At 49.3% G+C, this 19985-nt stretch carries 15 protein-coding genes, 2 tRNA genes and 2 pseudogenes; 12 read left to right on the forward strand and 7 right to left on the reverse strand.

The annotated features are described in order from the left end of the window. Positions 1–77: 77 nt before the first annotated feature. Both C1752_RS03015 and dapF read right to left on the reverse strand, forming a co-directional pair. A complete protein-coding gene (locus C1752_RS03015; RefSeq protein WP_110984585.1) occupies positions 78–716 on the reverse strand; it encodes a Uma2 family endonuclease in 639 nt (212 codons plus the stop codon). Positions 717–825: 109 nt separating this feature from the next. Next, entirely contained in the window at positions 826–1671 is an 846-nt protein-coding gene (gene dapF / locus C1752_RS03020) for a diaminopimelate epimerase (protein WP_110984586.1), read from the reverse strand. Between the two features lie 134 nt (positions 1672–1805). On the opposite strand from dapF, the gene C1752_RS03025 reads away from it, so the two are divergent. The 5 genes from C1752_RS03025 to C1752_RS03045 all read left to right on the forward strand — a co-directional run bounded on the left by C1752_RS03025 (position 1806) and on the right by C1752_RS03045 (position 6100). Further along, positions 1806–2021 (forward strand): Hfq-related RNA-binding protein, encoded by a 216-nt coding sequence (locus C1752_RS03025; protein ID WP_110984587.1) that lies wholly within the window; start codon positions 1806–1808, stop codon positions 2019–2021. A 136-nt stretch (positions 2022–2157) separates the two neighbouring features. Further along, positions 2158–3030, forward strand: coding sequence for a M23 family metallopeptidase (locus tag C1752_RS03030; protein WP_110984588.1), 873 nt, complete (start codon positions 2158–2160; stop codon positions 3028–3030). A gap of 139 nt (positions 3031–3169) precedes the next feature. Beyond that, positions 3170–3715: a late competence development ComFB family protein gene (locus C1752_RS03035; RefSeq protein ID WP_110984589.1), complete on the forward strand. Its 546-nt coding sequence runs from the start codon at positions 3170–3172 to the stop codon at positions 3713–3715. A gap of 98 nt (positions 3716–3813) precedes the next feature. Next, positions 3814–5481, forward strand: a complete 1668-nt coding sequence (cimA, locus tag C1752_RS03040) for a citramalate synthase (RefSeq protein ID WP_110984590.1) — start codon at positions 3814–3816, stop codon at positions 5479–5481. Between the two features lie 70 nt (positions 5482–5551). Continuing rightward, positions 5552–6100, forward strand: a complete 549-nt coding sequence (locus C1752_RS03045; protein ID WP_110984591.1) for a protein-tyrosine phosphatase family protein — start codon at positions 5552–5554, stop codon at positions 6098–6100. Positions 6101–6691: 591 nt separating this feature from the next. On the opposite strand, the gene C1752_RS03055 is transcribed toward C1752_RS03045, so the two are convergent. Then, complete coding sequence (locus tag C1752_RS03055; RefSeq protein ID WP_110984593.1) at positions 6692–9094, reverse strand: beta strand repeat-containing protein; 2403 nt, start codon at positions 9092–9094, stop codon at positions 6692–6694. Between the two features lie 518 nt (positions 9095–9612). On the opposite strand from C1752_RS03055, the gene C1752_RS03060 reads away from it, so the two are divergent. Continuing rightward, positions 9613–10290, forward strand: coding sequence for a response regulator (locus C1752_RS03060; RefSeq protein ID WP_110984594.1), 678 nt, complete (start codon positions 9613–9615; stop codon positions 10288–10290). A 55-nt stretch (positions 10291–10345) separates the two neighbouring features. Next, a complete protein-coding gene (locus C1752_RS03065) occupies positions 10346–12055 on the forward strand; it encodes a sensor histidine kinase (RefSeq protein WP_110984595.1) in 1710 nt (569 codons plus the stop codon). Positions 12056–12065: 10 nt separating this feature from the next. Here the strand turns inward: C1752_RS03065 and C1752_RS03070 are convergent, their stop codons facing one another. After that, complete coding sequence (locus tag C1752_RS03070; protein WP_110984596.1) at positions 12066–12611, reverse strand: pyridoxamine 5'-phosphate oxidase family protein; 546 nt, start codon at positions 12609–12611, stop codon at positions 12066–12068. Positions 12612–12756: 145 nt separating this feature from the next. Here C1752_RS03070 and C1752_RS03075 point away from each other — a divergent pair, with 145 nt between their 5' ends. After that, positions 12757–13230: a hypothetical protein gene (locus C1752_RS03075; RefSeq protein ID WP_110984597.1), complete on the forward strand. Its 474-nt coding sequence runs from the start codon at positions 12757–12759 to the stop codon at positions 13228–13230. Between the two features lie 84 nt (positions 13231–13314). On the opposite strand, the gene C1752_RS03080 is transcribed toward C1752_RS03075, so the two are convergent. Then, a complete protein-coding gene (locus C1752_RS03080; protein WP_110984598.1) occupies positions 13315–14181 on the reverse strand; it encodes a 6-pyruvoyl trahydropterin synthase family protein in 867 nt (288 codons plus the stop codon). Between the two features lie 249 nt (positions 14182–14430). On the opposite strand from C1752_RS03080, the gene C1752_RS03085 reads away from it, so the two are divergent. From C1752_RS03085 to C1752_RS03095, 3 genes and pseudogenes are all read left to right on the forward strand, one after another. After that, positions 14431–14512 (forward strand) — tRNA-Tyr (locus C1752_RS03085). A gap of 11 nt (positions 14513–14523) precedes the next feature. Then, positions 14524–14595: transfer RNA gene (locus C1752_RS03090), tRNA-Thr, on the forward strand. A 198-nt stretch (positions 14596–14793) separates the two neighbouring features. After that, positions 14794–15120, forward strand: a pseudogene (locus C1752_RS03095) (IS5 family transposase); the annotation flags it as partial. Positions 15121–15155: 35 nt separating this feature from the next. Here C1752_RS03095 and C1752_RS03100 read toward each other — a convergent pair. Beyond that, positions 15156–16106: an IS110 family RNA-guided transposase gene (locus C1752_RS03100; RefSeq protein ID WP_110984599.1), complete on the reverse strand. Its 951-nt coding sequence runs from the start codon at positions 16104–16106 to the stop codon at positions 15156–15158. 171 nt (positions 16107–16277) lie between these two features. Between C1752_RS03100 and C1752_RS03105 the strand changes: the two are divergent. After that, positions 16278–16727 (forward strand): annotated as a pseudogene (locus C1752_RS03105) (transposase); the annotation flags it as partial. 153 nt (positions 16728–16880) lie between these two features. On the opposite strand, the gene C1752_RS03110 reads toward C1752_RS03105, so the two are convergent. After that, positions 16881–19964 (reverse strand): ELWxxDGT repeat protein, encoded by a 3084-nt coding sequence (locus C1752_RS03110; protein WP_158534999.1) that lies wholly within the window; start codon positions 19962–19964, stop codon positions 16881–16883. Positions 19965–19985 lie beyond the last annotated feature (21 nt).

The following is a 19985-nucleotide window of genomic DNA, read 5'->3' on the forward strand; positions in this document are numbered from 1 at the left end:
CTCCGCCTCACTCTCTAGTCTACCCATCTACATTGATCGTTCCCTCCAGTCCATTTGTTCACGGCGAACGGGTGCAGCTAAGCTTTAATCTGCTGCTGTACCCACTGGCGAAGGCCAATCTCAGCAGCGACTTCATCTAGTAATGCTGCTTCTAGAAACTGATATAAATCTTGCTTTGCAACAGCAGGGAAGGTCGGGGAGCGATCGCACTCAACGTACTTGCCGTCCGTTAATTGCAAGACTTTCCACTCACGCCCATTGAACCGCCAAAATTCAGGCACTCCGAGGCTGGCGTAAAGAGTGTCTTTATTCAAGTCGGTATGGGTAATATCGACCTCTACAACCAGATCAGGGGGGGGATCAACTTCTAAGTTAACTTCGTGATCTGCAACCAGGGCGTAGTTCTGAATGTAGTATTCGTTGTCGGGTTCAGCGCTTTTGAGTAAGTCTTCTCGATCTAGGGTCGTCGAACCCATGGTCTTGATTTTCATTCCCATCTCAACCACCAGAACTCTGATAAAGAGTTCGATCAGGCGGGCAGACCGCTCATGGCCTTCGAGGGGCATGGTGATTTCTAAGACTCCGTTGTCGTAGGTGAAGCGAGCGCGAGTTCTCTCTGTCAGCAACGTCTGAATTTGCTTGAACTCATGCCAATCAAGGTTGCGAAAGGTGAGACGCTTTTCTCCAACGAGTTTGGGGGGTGGCTCTAGTAACATCACAATTGCTGAGCGAATTGATCAAGCACTCATTGTTCATACCTATAGTGATACTAACGTTGAGCATGCTGCTGAGGTCACTGATGACTGTGTTATCTCTGAGGCAACGTCATCCTAAATGTCCTGTAAAAACAGGTTCTGCTGGGCCTGTCATATAGACTGGCTCCTCACCCCCGGCCCAAGCAATCTCTAAAGGACCACCCGGTAATTCAATGGTTGCTGCCGACTGACATCGTGCCGTCAGCACACCCGCCACTAGCACTGCACAGGCTCCTGTGCCGCAAGCCAACGTGCTTCCTGCCCCTCGCTCCCAGACGCGCATTTTTAGGTAGTCTGGGCGTACAACTTCAACGAATTCAGTATTGATGCGCTGTGGAAAAGCGGAGTGGGTTTCAAACTGCGGTCCTAATTTCTCTAGATGGATAGACGCGACATCCTCGACAAAGGTAATGCAGTGCGGGTTGCCCATGCTAACGCAGGTCACGAGCCAGTTCTGATCGTTAACGGCTAAGGGTCTTTGAACAACCTGCTCTTCAGGGCTATTGAGCGTCGTGGGAATCTGTTCTGCTAGCAAACGGGGCTGCCCCATATTCACCTTGACCTGACCATCAGGCAGTAGCTCTGGCACAATCACGCCGGCTAACGTATGAATACGGTAGCTGTGGGATGCACCTGCCGCTTTATCTTCGAGTTCCGCAATAAAACGGGCCAAACAACGAATGCCATTGCCGCACATTTCTGGTTCAGAACCGTCGGAGTTATAGATCCGCATGGTGTAGTCGGTATCGCCCTGACCGGGCAGGACAAAAATCACGCCGTCTGCCCCAACGCCAAAGTTGCGATCGCAAACCTTCTGAGCCTGTTCTGGCGTCAGCAAGGGTTCAGCCTGCTGCCGATTGTCAATCAGGACAAAATCATTGCCCAGACCTTGGTATTTCGTAAATTCGACCGTCATAGTGTGGCTCTATCTTTCCTTCAATATCCCCTACTGTTAGCCTACCGTAGGAATTATCGATTCATCCCAAATTGTCGCTATGATGGCACGGTGAGTATTCTCTCTACATCAGCACGTCTGTACTGAATTAAACTATGTCAACTGAACTTGATGTCGGGCTCCCTAGCGTTCGTCAACTCCAAACGCTCATCCAGGACGGCTCAGAAGTCGAAGTCAAAGTGATCACCAATGATTTGCTAGTGGGTAAAATCCGTTGGCAAGATGCATTCTGCCTTTGCTTGCTTGATCACTACGATCAGCCCACCGTGATCTGGAAGCAGGCCATTGTTTTTCTGAAACCCAAAGCATAGGTCGTTTGGGAACTTTCTTCCCTGAATCATCTGTCTTCAAACGTAGGCTCTCTAAGACTCATCTCGCTATGAGCGACAGGATTGAGATACCCTAGAGCGCAGCTACAGCATCACTCAATTTCACAAGATACGAGACATGATTCAAAAGCCACAGATTGCCTGGGGAATTTTATGGGCAGCCTGCAGCACTCTCCTCGGGAACGCTGCGCAAGCCATTGAAGTTAAAGTTCAACCCACAAAAGTCAGACTCGGAGATACGGTCTCTATTCTGGTGACGCCTGACTCGGGCGAAACTTTGACTGAAGCGCCTACTGTTAAAGTCGCCGATAAAACTTTCCCTGCCTTTCAAGTAGCGCCTAATCGCTGGCGAGCCTTGGTGCCCACGACGCCTCTAGAGAAACACGGTCGCCGCAGCCTCACCGTGACCGGCAACCAGCAAACTCGAAATATGCTCCTATGGGTTGGCAGTCGGCGGTTCCCGACGCAGCGTATCTGGCTGCCCCCCAAGAAGAAAATCACCGTCAAAGACCCAAACTATGAGTTTCGGCAGGCTGATAAGTTCAAGGCAGTGGTGACACCTCAAAAGTACTGGAACGGGACTTTCGTTCGACCGAATGCCGGACGTTCCAGTACCGGCTACGGCGTTCGTCGCTACTACAACGGTGTGTTCGCCAAGGACTACTATCATCGCGGTTTAGACTACGCCAACAGCACAGGTTCGCCAGTTAAAGCGGCGGCGGCAGGAAAAGTCTCCCTGATTGGCCGTGAGTCTGAGGGATTTAGAGTGCATGGCAATGTTGTGGGTCTTGATCATGGACAGGGCGTCGGCACCATCTATCTCCACTTGAGTCGTATTGATGTCCAGCCGGGACAAACGGTGGCCTCTGGTCAGGTGATTGGTGCCGTCGGCTCCACGGGAGCAAGTACGGGACCGCATCTGCACTGGGGCCTGTACGTCAATGGTCAGGCCGTCGATCCTTCGCCGTGGTTGTGGCGTGGGTTTGATTAATTGGTCCTCAGTATTCCTTAGTCGTTGGTAGCCAAGCCGTTGATTTCTGAGTTTTGTTAGTGACAGGTATGTGTTTGCTCGTTCAGGTGGGCAAACTAAGTCAAGTTAGATCTCAAACTGACTGTAGGTAACTGTGACAATGACGATCGAAGAAATTGTAGAACAGGCGTTATCCAATGGATATTTGACGCCGACGATGGAAGCTGAAGTGGGTCGCATTTGCGATCACGCTGCTGACTTAGCGGTACAGGAGTATCAATCCCTAGATCGCTTGATGGGAGCCTTGCTCACCGGTCAGGTTGTGGCGGTGCCCCGCAAGCAATTCATTAATGTAATGGAAGAACTCGTGCTGACCGAGGCGATTACGCGGGTCTCTGAAATCGAAGCATCTAGCGATCAGACACTGGATTTAGGCGATATTGCCGCCTATGCGCTCAACCGCCTGCCGCCCCTCTACGCTACGACCGAAGAAGGAGCGACCTATCAACGTCATCGGGCCATAGAAGAGCTCAGTGATTTGATTGCTCAGCAGGTCATGGCAGCCATCTCTCGGAACCTTGACCAGCCTGAGTTCTTCCCAGAACGTCATGCAATTGGTACCCATGAGCAGGCTGATGTTGTAGGCCAAATGAGTTCTTTGCTGCAGGCGTACGCACCTAAATTTGAAGAACCCGTTAAGGTTTAAGACCAGCGCTCAGCGGACTTTGGCGAAACTGTTACGCTAGGTTGTGCTGCCTTGAGCCACGGCTGAAGGACAGTGCGCTGATTTGCACGGCCTAAAATATGCCTCAATCTGAAAAGGTTTGGATTTACGATACGACGCTGCGCGATGGCGCTCAGACCGAGGGGTTGTCGTTATCCATTGAGGATAAGCTGAAGATCTCGCTTCAGCTTGATCGTTTAGGTGTGCCCTTTATTGAAGGTGGGTGGCCAGGCGCGAATCCAAAGGATATCCAATTCTTTCAGCGACTGCAGGAGAATCCGCTGCAGCAGGCTGAATTGGTGCCTTTCTGTTCGACTCGACGGCCTGGACTGACAGCGGCAGAGGATCCGCTATTGCGTCCTATTTTGGCTGCACAGACCCGCTGGGTTACGCTTTTCGGGAAGTCTTGGGACTTGCACGTCACCACGGGCTTAAAGACGACGCTAGATGAGAATCTAGCGATGATTGCTGATTCAATTAGCTATCTAAGCCGTCAAGATCGCTGCATTATCTACGATGCAGAGCATTGGTTTGATGGCTATAAAAATAATCGAGCCTATGCTCTAGAGACTTTGAGAGTTGCGATCGCATCCGGCACCCAGTGGATTGTCCTTTGCGACACCAACGGCGGTACTCTACCCCATGAGATTTCAAGTATTGTCGATGAAGTGTCCCAAGCCATGCAGCCCTGGCAAGAAAAAGCAGGACACGACGTTCAACTTGGCATTCATACCCATAACGATTCGGGGACTGCGGTAGCCAATGCGATCGCAGCCGTCCAGCAGGGTGCAGCTATGGTGCAGGGCACCATCAACGGCTATGGCGAACGCTGCGGCAACGCCAATCTCTGTACGTTAATCCCCAATCTCCAGCTCAAGCTGGGTTACGACTGTCTGCCACCGGATCAGCTCAGTGGCTTGACGCCCGCCAGTCGATTGATCAGCGAGATTGCCAATTTAGCGCCCGATGAACACGCTCCCTTCGTTGGCCTATCAGCCTTTGCTCATAAAGGCGGCATCCACGTGAGTGCTGTTCAGAAAGATCCGCGCACCTATGAGCACGTCACCCCAGACGTTGTCGGTAACCGCCGTCGCATCGTTATTTCAGATCAGGCCGGGCTGAGCAACGTCCTAGAAAAGGCCAGCCTATTTGGTTTGACCTTAGACAAAGCCCACCCCGCCAGTCGTCAGATTCTTCAAGAACTCAAAACTTTAGAGCATCAAGGTTATCAGTTTGAAGCGGCTGAAGCCAGCTTTGAGTTACTGATTCGTCAAGCTCTTGACCAGCGTCCTTCTTTCTTTGACCTACAGGGCTTTGACGTACTCTGTCGCACCCATGATGTACCCCAAAACTATGCAGCCTGCAGCAATAGTTCAGTGCTGGCCACCGTTAGTGTCAAAGTCGGAGACCAAAGAATTCTGACTGCAGCCGAAGGTAATGGCCCCGTTTCAGCTCTGGATTCTGCGCTCCGAAAAGCCTTGGTGGCGTTTTACCCCGCAATGGTGGAGTTCCATCTCACTGATTACAAGGTGCGGATTTTAGACGGTCATACAGGAACGTCTGCCAAGACCCGAGTACTAGTGGACTTTACCAACGGACATCAGCGTTGGACCACAGTGGGCGTTTCCACTAATATCATTCAGGCTTCTTATCAAGCGGTGACAGAAGGGATTGAGTATGGGCTGCTGCGGCAGAGCCAACAGGCGGAGGCTGAACTCAAATCTACGCCTTTGCCGCTGGCGACATAATATTGGGGCATCCTAAGAGTGAACCGGAGAAAATTCCGTACTGTAAATGTGTCTCTCTTACTCAACTCGCATGTACAAATTTAGTGCGGCTATCAATACTGAACGTTTTGTGTTCGGTTCTGCTCAACCTGGATACACCGAACCCCAGATCGAGCAGTGGATTGAGTTTATGCAAGACCAAAACATTCAACGCGTCTGCTGCCTATTGCCAACAGACCAGCTCAGCAAGTATTCAACAGACTTACTGAACACGTATCGACAGACTTTTGAGCATCGTCAAGTCTGTTGGGCACCGATTAAAGACTTTCGGTATGCTAATCCAGATGTTCTCATCTATCAAATTTTGCCGTTTTTGATGATCGCCAAACAGAAGCAAGAAAAAGTTGTGATTCATTGTTCTGGCGGTATTGGTCGAACAGGACATATCTTAGCGGCTTGGCTCGTGGCTGAGCACGGATTTTCTAGTCAATCTGCGATCTCTGCGATCAAGCAATCTGGTCGAAATCCTCATGAAGCGGTTGTTGCAGCCCCGCTCAAAGGTCGAAGCCCTCGAAAAGTCGCCGCAGAACTCGATATGCTGCTGAACAAGTGTAGTAACTTCCAACACGAATTAAGTTAAATATTGCCATCAATAGTGCCACTCACGCATCTGTCTGTGGCGATGACACTTGCTTTAGTCTAAATCTCAACTATTCTAGCGACCCACATATCGGAGAAATTTGGGTAGTAACTTATCTCAAGGATTTTGTAGTTTATACAGTTATAGGTATGACTGACAATAATAAGATCGTTTACCTTGACTCCAGGCCTTTGAGAAGTCATGCAGAACTCAGTTGAGTTTTCTGAACACTCTTCCAGATAAAAATCCAAACCTGTTCTAGATGCCTGATAGTAGTGACTTCTAACTTGTGTCTGCCAGCTCTGAAGCGAGGACGAAACACGCTTTTTTATTGACTCTACGATGAATTGAAGTGCAGCCCAAATGTAGGGATGATCAGCTTGATTGATGAGGGCAGGCCGTTGCGTAGGCTGCTGCTCTTGATGGGTAAACATAGGGATGCTCTACTTTGCTTTGGCTATAGCCGGTAGAATTCACGTGACTTTGACGGAAATGAAAAAGAGACCATCTGCGGGATGATAGGTCTGCCGTACAATTCACTGTCTAGAAGCAGATCCAATATTGATGATTGGATCTGCTGCCATAGAGGTGTTAAACCACTACGAAATCAGTCGTATCAATAGCACCCGTCTGTACACCTTCTAAAAGCACAGTGTTGTTGGGCGAGAAGGTCAACAAGGTATCGCTCCCAATTTGCTGAGCGCCATCAATGACAGCCTGGAGGTCAGCCGTCCCAAAGTTGAAGGCACCGATGTCTAGCAGATCTGTCCCGTCTTGAAAGTCGGTGATCACATCTGCACCCAGCTCGATCGGTTCAAAGATAAACGTGTCTCGACCGCGTCCCCCCGTCAAGGTATCGTTATTCTCACCTCCGGCTAAAATGTCACCTCTGCGAGTCCCGGTAATGATGTCGTTACCCCCTAGACCCGAGATAGTGCCGTTGTCTGTTCCCCGTGAGGCGTCAAAGACATCATCAAAGTTACTAAGCAAAACATCGCCATTAAGAGCACCGCTGTTGTTGACAGTGATGGCCGCATCCGCTTGACTAGCATCAATGGCATTGAGTCCACCTGAGATAACACCAGCGTTGTTGATGGTGCCTGTAATAGCTCCCGCGACGAGAATGCCATTATCACGACCTGAGATGGTGCTACGCCGTTGGTTGTTGATGTCGCCGGCTAGTGTGACCCCTTCACGAATGTCGATACCGTCATCAGTTGCCAAAATGCGCCCTCGGTTATCGATATCTGACTCTAGGGTCACAGAACCATTCGGAACTTCAGTGAACAGCCGGATGCCATCGCCCTCAAGGTTTTCCTCGCCATTACCGCGACCTTGAATGCGACCGCTATTGCGGAGAGAAGCCGTGACCACGTCACTATCAACATCACCCGTTTGTAGAGAGAGCCCTGCACCTTGATTGCCCACACCTGCATCAATCACCCCACGGCGGCTGTTGAAAATCGAGTAGTTGTCAGCCGTTCCATCCGCGTAGACGTTACCATTGCGTTGGTTACCTGTTCCCAGAATTTGACCAGAGTTTGTCAAAGAGACCCCTGAACCGTCGATGTTAACCGCTCGGCTGCCACTTTGAATCGTGCCCGCATTAACTACTCTGGCTTCATGTTCAGCCTCTCCGAAATACAGGCCATTTTGGGCACCATCAATGAGGCCACCTCGGCCATTGATGAGCGTCCCCTGATAGGCTAGACCGTTAGAAAATCTGACGCCAGCAGTCGGCCCCTGCAGACTTTCTGAAAGAATGCTGCCTCGGTTGAAGATATCACCGCGATAGATAGTGCCGCCGCCTTCAATACCCGAGAAAATTCGGAGTCCGTCTCCCGCAAGCCCGAGGTTGGCTGCTGCCTGACCACGTCCTTGAATGGTGCCAAAGTTCCTCACTGTCGCGTTAACGATATCCCCTGCAGCATCACCTGTTTGCAGCGCAATACCTGCTCCTTGATTGCCGTCGCCGGCATCAATCACACCGCGACGCGTGTTGAGGATGGAGTAGTTATCGGCTGTTGCATCTGAGTAGACGGTGCCGTTTCGCTGATCGCCTGTCCCGAAAATGGTGCCAGAATTAATCAAGTTAACCCCTGTGCCATCAATATTGACGGCACGACTTCCAGATTCAATGCGACCTCGATTAATGATGTCTAAATCATGAGCAGCGTTGCCGATGTATAGACCGTTGCGAGGGCCAGAGATCAGGCCACGGCTATCATTGACAATACGACCGTCGAAGGCAACACCATCTTCGACAACGAGTCCGCCCAAGAAGCCCACGTTTGCCTCTGAGGTAATTGTCCCCCGGTTGACCACTGAGCCGGATACCGATGCTTCCGGTTGGTCTGAGCCGTTGAAAAAGCGTAGACCGCTAGAGCCATTGGCCGCGACCCGAGCACCATCGGCAAAGACCTCAGGACCATCACCCCGTCCTTGAAACAGGCCGCTATTAACGATGTTGATATCCTCATTGCTGGGGTCTCCGGCAGCACCAACCTGCACGGAGACAGCATCCCCTAAGTTACCTTCACCGGCATTAATGACACCGCGACGAGTATTGTTTAGTCTCAAATCATCAACGGTGCCGTCCACATAGAATGTACCGTTGCGTTGGTCGCCAGTGCCTAAGATAGTGCCGGAGTTTGTGGCTCTAATGCCATCGCCATCGCTGAGGTCAACGGCACGGCTATCAGATGAAATTGTGCCGGAATTTGTCAATCTCAAATCATCACTCGTTGAACTGATGCCGTTGAGCGCACCGGAAATCGAGGCGCGGTTAGTAATGCGGGCATCCTCTCCACTCGATATGACGGCGGTATTGTCGGCGTCGGGGGCAGAAATTGAACCTTGACCCAACACGCGTAGGGTCGCATCTTCACCCACGATGTTGACGGCAGGTTCTCCAACGGGAGCGATAACAGCCTCCTGGATTGTGACTCTCTGATTGTCGTTGAGAACAATAGTTTCATTAGGTTGGTTTGCCATGATTCAGTCTCTTGGTTTATGAATTTGAGTAGATTCGAATTTAGAAATTCGGTTTGGCGTTACTTTCTGACCAGCCTCAGTGCGAACAAAATATGAGGGCCGGAATCAGGGTATTTAGACAGATGCTTTCAGTTCCGAAGAACAGGTTTTGCATCTCGTTGGTTGAATCATACGCAGGGCCAACCTTAGAAATCTTGAGGCGTAGGACCCAAATCTTATCTGGGACTTTAGGCCCAAAACATCAAGGAGCAACGACTTTATACAAGTAAATAGAACAGGCAAAACACTGTACCCGTAGATATTCGGCTTGCTTGATAATTGGAGAATCTTGTAGCGAATGGTAGGAAAATATTGGGTTAGAGGGCTAACAACTTAGACTGCCTCGATGAACACGGTTTGTTCACAGCTCTTTCTAAGTCCTCTCTCATGTAAGCTAAGGGACTGCATCCTACTATTTTGAATAGAGAACAGAGTTCCTTCCTGTTCTTCTGCCGGAATATGGGAGCGGGAGCAAGATTATGGCGAAATCTGAGAGTCCAGTTCGAGTTTTATTGGTGGATGATGAAGCAATTGTCCGCTATGGGCTTAAAGCTGTTGCTCGATGTACTGCGGAGATAGAGATCGTTGGGGAGGCTTGCGATGGTGAAGATGCGATCGCAAAAGCTAAATCACTTCAGCCTGACGTCGTTCTCATGGATATCAGTATGCCTTTGATGAATGGTGTTGCGGCAACTGGACACATTTGTCGAGCACTGCCAGGCGTGAAGATTATGATTCTAACGACACATGATGATGTTCAACATTTAACAGAGGCGATGCAGCAGGGCGCAGTGGGATACTTGCTCAAGAATACGCCGCCTGAAGATTTTGTCCAAAGTATCCAAAGTGCTTATAAAGGCTACATGCAGTTTGGCCCTGGTTTAGGTCAAAAGCTCCTGCAGCAACGCCAGCCCGTGACCCGTCAGACACAGCTTGATAAGCTAGTGGATGTAACGCCTCGAGAGCAGGATGTGTTGAAGCTAATTTGCGAGGGGGCGAGCAACCGAGAGATTGCTCAAGCACTTCACATCACTGAAAAGACAGTCAAAAATCATGTCAGCAGTATTTTGAGCCAGGTTGGTGTGAAGTCGCGGACGCAGCTTGCGATTTGGGTTAATAACGGCGGCGCTCACTCTTCTCAGCTTTTATCTGTCTGATGATCGTTGTGCTTGTGACCCGCTCCATATTAGGAAGCAACTTTAAACACCGATAATGATTCGCTGGAAGCTAGGTGCTAAATTCAGTTTGTTTTTGGTCATCATTTTCTTGCTCGGTAGCTGTTTGACCGTTTTCACACTCTCGCAACAGCTCAATCAGCAGGCTGAAGACGTTGTTAAAGAAAGGGCAGAGCTACTGCTAACCGCGATGCAGGCGGCCCGTAACTACACTCAAAACAACATTCAACCGATTCTTGAAAGCGATACAGAAAGAGAGAACGACTTTGTGCAGGAGAGTATCCCCAACTTTGCGGCTCGAACTATTTTCTCTGATTTTCGAGATCAGGACTCTAACTTTCAAAACTTTTCCTATAAAGAAGCAACGCCTAATCCAACTAATTTGGATGACCTTGCTGACTCGCTGGAAGTGGATCTCTTCAACCAATTGACTCAGCTAGCGCCAGAGTCCTCCGACGAAGTTTTATCTGGCTATCGAACACTAGAGGGGCAAAAGCTATTTTACTTGGCGCGGCCTCTGTTCATGAATGATGTTCGTTGCCTAGACTGTCACGGCGATCCTCGCGTAGCACCGAAGTCTTTACTGAAGATGTATGGCAGTCAAAATGGCTTTGGATGGAAGTTAAATGAAGTCGTGGCGACCCAACTTATTTATGTGCCTGCGGACAATATCTTCAGCCAAGGACGCCGGAATTTGTTGTCTGTTACAAAAACGCTAGCGGCCATTTTCGGAGCGCTCTTCTTGGTTATTAATCTGTTGTTATGGAAGACGGTAACGCAGCCTCTTGAGATTTTGACCAAGGTTGCCAAGCAGATTAGCAGTTGCTCTCTCAACCAACAGCCCAGTCACGATTCGCAAAATCTAGAAGCTTTGACGATGCGAAAAGATGAGCCTGGACAACTGGCGCGTGCTTTTCAATATATGGTGACTGTGCTGAGCCAGCGCGAGCAGGATCTCCAGCTGGCTGTTCAAGAACGCACGCTGTCGCTAGAAGAAGAAATGCATGAGCGTCAGACAGCGCAGGAGGCGCTACAAACCTATGCCCATGCTATAAACCATGACCTACGGAATTTGGCTATGGGTATTTCTAGTCTGGTTCAGGGGCTGCTGTCCTACTCGTTTACGGGGCGTTATTCAGAGGGCAAGCAGAATCGACTGGAGCCTTCTGTCATTGAGATAGAGCCGGAGGCATTGACGATGATCAAAAAAAGTTGCGATCGCCAGCTCAATCTGATGAATTCTCTGATGACAGCGGAGTCTTCAAATCTTTGGCAAACGGCCCTAAAACCTGAGTCCGTCAACCTTCGCCAGCTTGCAAAAGAACTGCAGGTCGCTTGTGATTATAGGCTCACAGACTCGGCATCGACTTTAAACAATCAGATTGCAGCTGATTTACCCAACATTTATGCAGACTCTCACCAGTTGAGACGGGTCTTCGAGAACTTAATCGATAATGCACTCAAATATAATCCTGAGGGAATCACGATTTTGCTCCATGCTGTGGTTCAGAGTGATGCGATGATTCGATGCACGGTCAAAGATAACGGCGTTGGCATCGATTCTCAGAGAAGTCAGATGCTCTTCGGAATGTATGCCCGTGGTCAGGGTGATTTTCAGGTCAAGGGATATGGCCTCGGTCTCTATATTTGCCGAAAGATCATAGAGGCCCACGGCGGAGCCATCGGTGTCGAAGCGCCTGTTGGCGGCGGAGCTGAATTTTGGTTCACGCTACCCTGTTGCCAATAATTTATCAGCGTCAGCTTTCCTGTAGTCCCGTCGGTAAACCATCGATACTTGTTTGATTTTTAGTCGTTCGATACTCTTTTAATCCGTCTTCTCCCTTCTTCTCAGCCCACTGCAAAAGCTGATCCCGATGCCCGATGAAGTCATATTGAGGCACGCCGAAGCCGCAGGAGGTCTGAATGGATGCGATCGCAAGTGTAATAATTTGCCTCTGCCCAGGTAACGCCTCAAAATGCCGTAAATAATCAGGCCAGTCTAGATCGCCGACGTGAAGCACCCGTCCTTGACCATAAAGTCTCAAAATGAGTGGCGAACCCGTAAAGCTACAGAACATCATCGTTAGCCGACCGTTCTGCTGCAGATGAGCGCTGGTTTCGTTGCCGCTGCCCGTTAGATCCAGATAGGCCACCTCACGCGAACTCAAGCATCGAAAGGTATCCATCCCCTTGGGAGATAAATTGGCGCGCCCTGATTCAGGTGCAGAAGCAGTGAAAAAAATCTGCTGCTTTCCAATAAATTCTATAAGCTGATCGGTGAGTTCAGAATAAAATTTAGCCATTTTCAAGCAGTCCTTCTGATACCAAAACAATCCCGCTATGTCTAACTTAACTGACAAGAATTCCTAAGAGTTTGGAGTCCACCATGTTTGTTAATGTTCGATGATATTATCGGTAGCGTCCAAGCAACTACAGATATTTAAAACTATGCTGAGACTCACAACATTCTTGACCATTGCCCTGTTAAGCATCCTGCCTCTCACCGGTTGCCAACAAGCTCAAGATGCTGCTGACCAAGCTCAAGATACGGCAGGTACCGCTGTTGATCAAGCCAAAGATGCTGCGACTGACGCAACAGATAAAGTTAAAGAAACGACAGATGGTGCGGTTGACCAAGCTAAAGGGTTTGCCGGAATCAACGAGATGAAAGATGGTGTGACCGAAACGATTTCGTCAGTGCAGGCTGGAGATTTCCCTAAAGCTAAAGAAGACTTTGCCAAAGTCCAGGAGTCTTGGGGAAGCGTCAGTGAGACCATGAAGGATAATAAAAATTACTCCGCGATCAGCGAAGGAGTTACAAACGTCCAAGCTTCTTTAAGCGGCGACAACCCAGACTCCGGTGCAGTTGTGGGCCAGCTGCAGGGGCTGCTGAAAAATTTGGGTGAAGCTGCCAAAGGCTAAATCTTGCTCCTTGCAAGTGTCACTTCTCAGCGCCCGACGTGAAGACGCGGCCCACAGTTCTTATATTGTGAGCCGCCCTCAGTTCTAAGAGGCAAGAACGGCTTCATTTGCTGCTGTGACAACGGGCTCGGCCACAGAGGAACACAGAATCTCACAGGAATTGTTGGGACTTTCTATGAGCTTAATGCGATGAAGTTGGGCACCTAACTGACGAATCGGTTCCTGTAGCAGGTGAGAGATATGCACGGCAATATTCTCGGCTGTGGGCACCACCGTTGCAAAGAACGGAATATCTTTGTTCAAAAAAGTATGGTCAAAAGGCTCAATCACAGCCTCATCTACGGCTTTTTCGAGAGCGACTAAGTCCACAATCATGCCGGTTTTCGGATCAATATCGCCAGTCACCGTAACTTCTAGGTGATAGTTGTGTCCGTGACCATTGGGTCGGGCGCACTTGCCATAGATTTCACAGTTCTCTTCGTAGCTTAAGTCCGGGAGCGCTAGCCGATGTGCTGCGCTGAAGTGAGTGCCCACGGTGAGAGTTGCTTCCATACCAGATCCTTCATAGGTAGCCCAAAGCTTGGGATGTTCAAAAAGTTGAATTTTAAGCAGCGGCAGATGTGGCGCTAATCGCTGCCAGATGACTTTCGCGATGTGTTCAGTGGCGGGTAAGGTCTGCTTAAACTCTGGCCAGACCTCGTTGAGAAAGGCGTAGTTCAGATGGTCGGTTACTTCTTGGGCAATGACCTTCTTAACATCAGACAGGTTTAAGACCATGCCGTACTGATCGAGATCGCCCAGCATTGAGACGTATAGAACGTAGTTATGCCCATGGCCAGGGAACTGACTTCCCTTACCAAATTGCTGCACGTTGCCCAGCTCTGATAATTCAGGCAGCCAGTAACGATGGCTGGCGGAGAATTCGGCACGGCGATTAATAATACACTGCATAGGAATGCAATCTTAGGTCTAAATAACAGGAAAAATTTGAGTTGACGGTAAAAATGCTCAATGTTCCTTAATACTCTAGCTCAATTGTTGCGATCGCGTTTACTAGGCGTCATGTCAGACCTTTCTCCCTACTTTCAGCCGCCCTCGCGCATAGATGCTCTAGTCTAGCTCAGGGCTAAGATTCCCTTGCTCATAATGGCAACACAGCAATTTATTGTGATACGATAAATTGCTGTTGAGAGATAACGTGGGTCGGTGCCCGAGTGGTTAATGGGGGCGGACTGTAAATCCGCTGGCTACGCCTACGCTGGTTCAAATCCAGCCCGGCCCATATCCTCAGCTGCCCGTGTGGCTCAGTGGTAGAGCACACCCTTGGTAAGGGTGAGGTCACGAGTTCAATCCTCGTCACGGGCTTGGTCTAAAACTTAACTTCAGCAAGCGTTCTAGCGGGTTTCCCTAGAGCGATTTTTTCATGTTTGTGCATCTACTGAAAGTAAGGATAAATCGACGATAAGCGTCAGCCTTAGAGGCCATTTATAAAGCAAAGCTGAAGCCAGCGTAATTAATTGTCTATTGAGCATAGATTTCAAGTATCGCTTTGCTTTGAACTCCATGTCTGATAAACCTTATGCCACCGACCTCAGCGATACAGAGTGGGCTATCTTATCGCCTCTGATTCCCAAGGCAAAGCCAGGAGGACATCCTCGTACGGTAGATATGCGCTCGGTTTGTAATGCTATCTACTACCAACTCAAAACGGGCTGTCAATGGCACCTTCTCCCCCATGATTTTCCGCCCAGTTCAACGGTCTACTTCTACTACCGCAAATGGCAGCGTCACGGTCACTGGGAGCACATGAACCATATATTGCGTGAGCAGCTGCGCCGAAAGCTCGGTAGAGCAACCCATCCCAGTGCACTCGCAACGGATAGTCAGTCGTTTTGACCGACTGAAAAAAGCGATTGTCTTAGCTGTCAAGCTCCCCCTGCTATTTCGGGATTCCATCGCTGATTGCTTTTGACCATGGCATTTAAAATCACCAAGAGCTTCCGCATACAGGCTGTCAATGCTACTTTCTTGGGCTTACCTTGTCCAACCAAACGTTCATAGAAAGTTTTGAGAACGGGGTTATAGCGAATAGCAACTAAAGTTGGCATATACAGAGCAGTGCGGACTCGGCTCCGCCCGCCCCAGATCATCCGCTTCCCCCGGGACTTTCCACTGTCTCGATTAAGCGGAGCTAAACCGACTAGACAAGCAATTTTCCTCGAATCAAGCTTTCCAAGTTCGGGCAAATCGGCAAGCAGTACTGAAGACAACACCTCTCCAACACCAGGAACGCTCTTGAGCAACTTTGCCTGCTCACACCATACGGGGGTTTTACGAATCGTTTTCTGAAGCTGCTCATCTAACTCATCAAGTTGCTTCTTGAGCCATTCGATATGCTGCTCAATATGCGCCTTCATAGGACCATGCATGGCCGCTAAGCGATTCTTCTCAGCGGTGATCATATCTACAATTTGATGACGTCGTGTTACCAACTCACCGAGAAGCTGACTCTCTTCACTCGCTAGAGGTCTGGTCTCAGGCTGGATCGCTTCTGCAAAGTGGGCCAGTACTGCCGCATCAATCGTATCTGTCTTGGCAATCTGTCCCGTTGCTTTAGCAAAATCTCTGGTCTGCCGGGGATTAACCACAGCGACAGCTATACCAGATTGGCTCAGTTCCACTGCTGCAGGTAGCTCCATACCACCTGTTGCTTCTAATACAATCCGCTCAATTGAGACAGATTCAAGGGAGGCGACAAGGGCATCAATGCCATCTTTTTCATTAGCGTATTGGAAGATGTGGCCACTAGGACGAATGTGAACATCCAAGGTCTGTTTGGAGACATCAATCCCTACCCAACATTTTGTGTCAATCATCGTTAGTGTCCCGCAATGTTGCTCTAAAAATTCCACTCATCCTTGCCAGATTCGGGTTCTATGACCCAGGCGATTGTTCGAGTTAGATGGAACTTAAGAGTGTGGCGGCCCAAGCTTTTTTACGGTTTTCTCAACCAAGGGGGAGACGGCCTACCACACCTTCCACAATACAAGGGGGAGGTCTATGGCTTTGATGGCGGCAAGAAAGTGAAAGGTAGAAAGCGTCATGTGCTCGTTGATAGTCTCGGTTTACTCTTGAAAGTAGTTGTCACGGCAGCCAATACCAGTGAACGCTTGGCCAGTGCCTATGCCCTGCTGGAGTTATGGGATGAGTACCAACAGTGTCTCAATCGAGTCAAAGTATTGTGGGTTGATGGCGGCTATAGCGGCGATAAGTTTGCACTGGCGGTATGGCTGATGATTCAGGCGCGGGTCGAAGTGATTCAACGCATGGGGCCAGACTTTGAGATTCTACCGAAGCGGTGGGTCGTTGAGCGCACCTTTGGATGGCTCAATTGGTATCGACGTTTGAGCAAGGATTATGAAAGGTTAACCGAAATGAGTGAGGCGGCTATCTACGCCGTAATGACGCGAATCATGTTGAAACGATTAGCAGCCTAAAGATTCACTTTATAAATGCCCTCTTAGAGATCGTGAAGCTCGAAAACATTAAGAAGCACCCACTTACACTCAATAGAAGTCCTGTGCATAAGTGGGTGTTTTCTAGGTGAGAGTATCCGAGGCCTCACCTATCTTTTGACGTCAAATAGCATATTAAGAGAGGTCTGCCAGTTGAGACTCTGCAGCATTCAGACTGCTCTGATTACCAAAAACGTTTACGATATCCTCACCATTGAGATCAAGACGCAGCAAGCCTGGTGTGACTCTGGTGGCTTCAATTGAGCCTCCAGCACCTAGATAGTCCGTGAAATCAAATGAGTCTTGAGTCTGGAAGTTCTCAATCGTGTCAACGTCAGCCTGACCCTCCAGCAACTCTCCCCCAAACCGGAAGATATCAGCGCCTCCGTCGCCTATCAGAACATCACTACCCTGGCCGCCTGTAAGGATGTCCGCACCTCCACCACCGATGAGCGTATCGCTATCAATACCACCGATCAGTTCGTCTCGACCAGCTTCTCCAAACAGCTCATCTTGATCACTGCCGCCGAAAAGAGTATCTCTGCCATTGCCGCCTAAGATAGTGTCATTACCTGCGCCGCTATTAAGACTATTGGCTTGATCGTCACCCAGTAAGCGATCATCTCCACGGCCCGTTTCAATCTGCTCAAAGTTTTCAAAAAGCTGGCCACCACTTCGGCCATCTCCAACAGAGCCTTGCGCGAGGAAGATAGTTAGGTTACGACCGTCAGTCGGCTGGAAGCGAATTAGATCAGTGCCAGCACCACCATCGAAAGAGTCAACTCCGCTGAAATCGTTAACGATTACAGTATCATTGCCACCGCCACCGTTTAAGACGTCATTACCTGCTCCCCCCTGTAATGTGTCATCACCTCGATCCCCGAAGACCTGGTCATTGCCAGAATTTCCATTGAGGGCATCATTCCCGCGATTCCCGAATAGTGCATCATCGTCACTGCCACCATTGATAATGTCGCTACCATTGCGGCCACGAATAATATCATTACCCCCAACACCATTAATGAAGTCAGCTTCAGCCGTTCCATTGAGGATATTGTTGTCGTCATCCCCCGCAACAATGTTGGATGGAACAGACAATGTCCATAATTCTTCCCCCGTTGTTCCATCATTAGCGGTAAAGAATAGTTGGTTACCAACAACGTTGAAGTTGCTTGGGCTAGATCCATCACTCCCAGGATTAATGTCTTGGAACAATTGGGTTCCCTCTGTGGTGCCGTCACTGATCCAAAGCTCACGGCCGGAGGCGCCATCATCAGCCGTAAAGAATAGAAGGCCGCCTACTGCAGTTAAGTTATAGGGTGCTGCATAGCTGTAATAGCCGTCACCGCTGTTGTCTGGATTAATATCTCTGACCAGTTGTGTTCCTTCTGTGGTTCCATCGCTGACCCATAGCTCCCGTCCCGTTGTGCCATCATCAGCCGTGAAGAAGAGCTTTCCATCTACTTCGATGAAATTATAGGGGGCAGGATAACTGTTGCTGCTGGGATTGATGTCTCTGACCAGTTGTGTTCCTTCTGTGGTTCCATCGCTGACCCATAACTCCTGTCCCGTTGTGCCATCGCTGGCCGTGAAGAAGAGCTTTCCATCTACTTCGATGAAGTTATAGGGGGCAGGATAACTGTTGCTGCTGGGATTGATGTCTCTGACTAGTTGCGTTCCTTCTGTGGTTCCATCGCTGACCCATAACTCCCGTCCCGTTGTGCCATCGCTGGCCGTGAAGAAGAGCTTTCCATCTACTTCAATGAAATTATAGGGGGCAGGATAGTTATCACTGCTGGGATTGATGTCTCTGACCAGTTGTGTTCCTTCTGTGGTTCCATCGCTGACCCATAGCTCCTGTCCCGTTGTGCCATCGCTGGCCGTGAAAAAGAGCTTTCCATCTACTTCAATGAAGTTATAGGGGGCAGGATAGTTATCGCTGCTGGGATTGATGTCTCTGACCAGTTGTGTTCCTTCTGTGGTTCCATCGCTGACCCACAGCTCCCGTCCTGTTGCTCCATCGCTGGCCGTGAAAAAGAGCTTTCCACCTACTTCGATAAAATTATTTGGTGTTGGATAGTTATCGCTGCTGGGATTGATGTCTCTGACCAGTTGCGTTCCTTCTGTGGTTCCATCGCTGACCCATAGCTCCCGTCCTGTTGCTCCATCGCTGGCCGTGAAAAAGAGCCTTCCATCCACGTCGATGAAATTATAGGGGGCAGGATAGTTATCGCTGCTGGGATTGATATCTTGGACCAGTTGCGTTCCTTCCGTGGTGCCATCGCTAACCCATAATTCACTTCCTGTTGTGCCATCGTTGGCTGTGAAGAAGAGCGTTCCATTTACTTCTGTGAGATTGGATGGAGAAGGTGAATAGTAGTAATAGTTGTTGCTGCTGTTGTCTGGGTTGATATCTCTGAGAAGCTGAGTGCCTTCGGTTGTCCCGTCACTGACCCATAGTTCGCGTCCCGATGTGCCATCATCAGCCGTGAAAAAGAGCTGCCCGTCAACCTCAACAGCGTTGTATCCGCTTGGATAGCTGCCACCATTCGGGTTGATATCTCGAACGAGTTGAGCACTGGTAAAAATGCCAGAGTAGGAAGCTTTTGCCTTTGCTGTAAAAGGCTGCTGAAATTCTCTGTTTTGACGACCAACTCTAACCTCTAGCTGCCAATTTCCGCCTAATGCACTATTACCTGTCTTTGTGCGAGAAGCTGCGATGGGCATGTGGGCAATATGATGCAGTCTTTCAATAAACTCAGCTCCAGCATCACCGGCTGCGAGATTACAGCCGTATAAATACAGTGCAGAAGCATCGGACAACTCTTTCCAGCCTGAAATTGTTTGAGCATAATGGCTGAGAGTTTCTAGACTTAACTCTGTATTGCCCAGATATAGACAACCAGGTGAACCGTGAGAAACAATGTGAAGTTCGCTGATACCCGATTGCGAACGCAGTGTCTCGGTAATTTGTTCAACTCCATCATGGTCAGAGCGTAATAGAACGACCTTGATGCCAGGTTGGACACCCTCAATTAACGTGTCTACATTGTCTACTGCTGAATCTATAAATAAAATAGGTGATACGGAAGTCTGAAGGCGTTGCATCTTAATAACGTCTGGGCTTTTGATAACTGTTCCATTCTGAGTGGATTGACTGTTATTTCCAGGACCAATACTGGCTTGTGTTGCTGTCAAAAAAGTATCGTTAGATTCCATTTTTCTTATCTCACTTGAGTT

This window comes from Acaryochloris thomasi RCC1774, from assembly GCF_003231495.1.
Classification (GTDB): domain Bacteria; phylum Cyanobacteriota; class Cyanobacteriia; order Thermosynechococcales; family Thermosynechococcaceae; genus RCC1774.

Coding starts and splice junctions, on each gene's coding strand:
- dapF (WP_110984586.1), bottom strand. CDS start 1,671: ATGACGGTCGAATTTACGAAATACCAAGGTCTGGGCAATGATTTTGTC.
- C1752_RS03075 (WP_110984597.1), top strand. CDS start 12,757: ATGCTGAGACTCACAACATTCTTGACCATTGCCCTGTTAAGCATCCTG.
- cimA (WP_110984590.1), top strand. CDS start 3,814: ATGCCTCAATCTGAAAAGGTTTGGATTTACGATACGACGCTGCGCGAT.
- C1752_RS03035 (WP_110984589.1), top strand. CDS start 3,170: ATGACGATCGAAGAAATTGTAGAACAGGCGTTATCCAATGGATATTTG.
- C1752_RS03045 (WP_110984591.1), top strand. CDS start 5,552: ATGTACAAATTTAGTGCGGCTATCAATACTGAACGTTTTGTGTTCGGT.
- C1752_RS03030 (WP_110984588.1), top strand. CDS start 2,158: ATGATTCAAAAGCCACAGATTGCCTGGGGAATTTTATGGGCAGCCTGC.
- C1752_RS03065 (WP_110984595.1), top strand. CDS start 10,346: ATGATTCGCTGGAAGCTAGGTGCTAAATTCAGTTTGTTTTTGGTCATC.
- C1752_RS03015 (WP_110984585.1), bottom strand. CDS start 716: ATGTTACTAGAGCCACCCCCCAAACTCGTTGGAGAAAAGCGTCTCACC.
- C1752_RS03100 (WP_110984599.1), bottom strand. CDS start 16,106: ATGATTGACACAAAATGTTGGGTAGGGATTGATGTCTCCAAACAGACC.
- C1752_RS03060 (WP_110984594.1), top strand. CDS start 9,613: ATGGCGAAATCTGAGAGTCCAGTTCGAGTTTTATTGGTGGATGATGAA.
- C1752_RS03025 (WP_110984587.1), top strand. CDS start 1,806: ATGTCAACTGAACTTGATGTCGGGCTCCCTAGCGTTCGTCAACTCCAA.
- C1752_RS03080 (WP_110984598.1), bottom strand. CDS start 14,181: ATGCAGTGTATTATTAATCGCCGTGCCGAATTCTCCGCCAGCCATCGT.
- C1752_RS03070 (WP_110984596.1), bottom strand. CDS start 12,611: ATGGCTAAATTTTATTCTGAACTCACCGATCAGCTTATAGAATTTATT.
- C1752_RS03055 (WP_110984593.1), bottom strand. CDS start 9,094: ATGGCAAACCAACCTAATGAAACTATTGTTCTCAACGACAATCAGAGA.
- C1752_RS03110 (WP_158534999.1), bottom strand. CDS start 19,964: ATGGAATCTAACGATACTTTTTTGACAGCAACACAAGCCAGTATTGGT.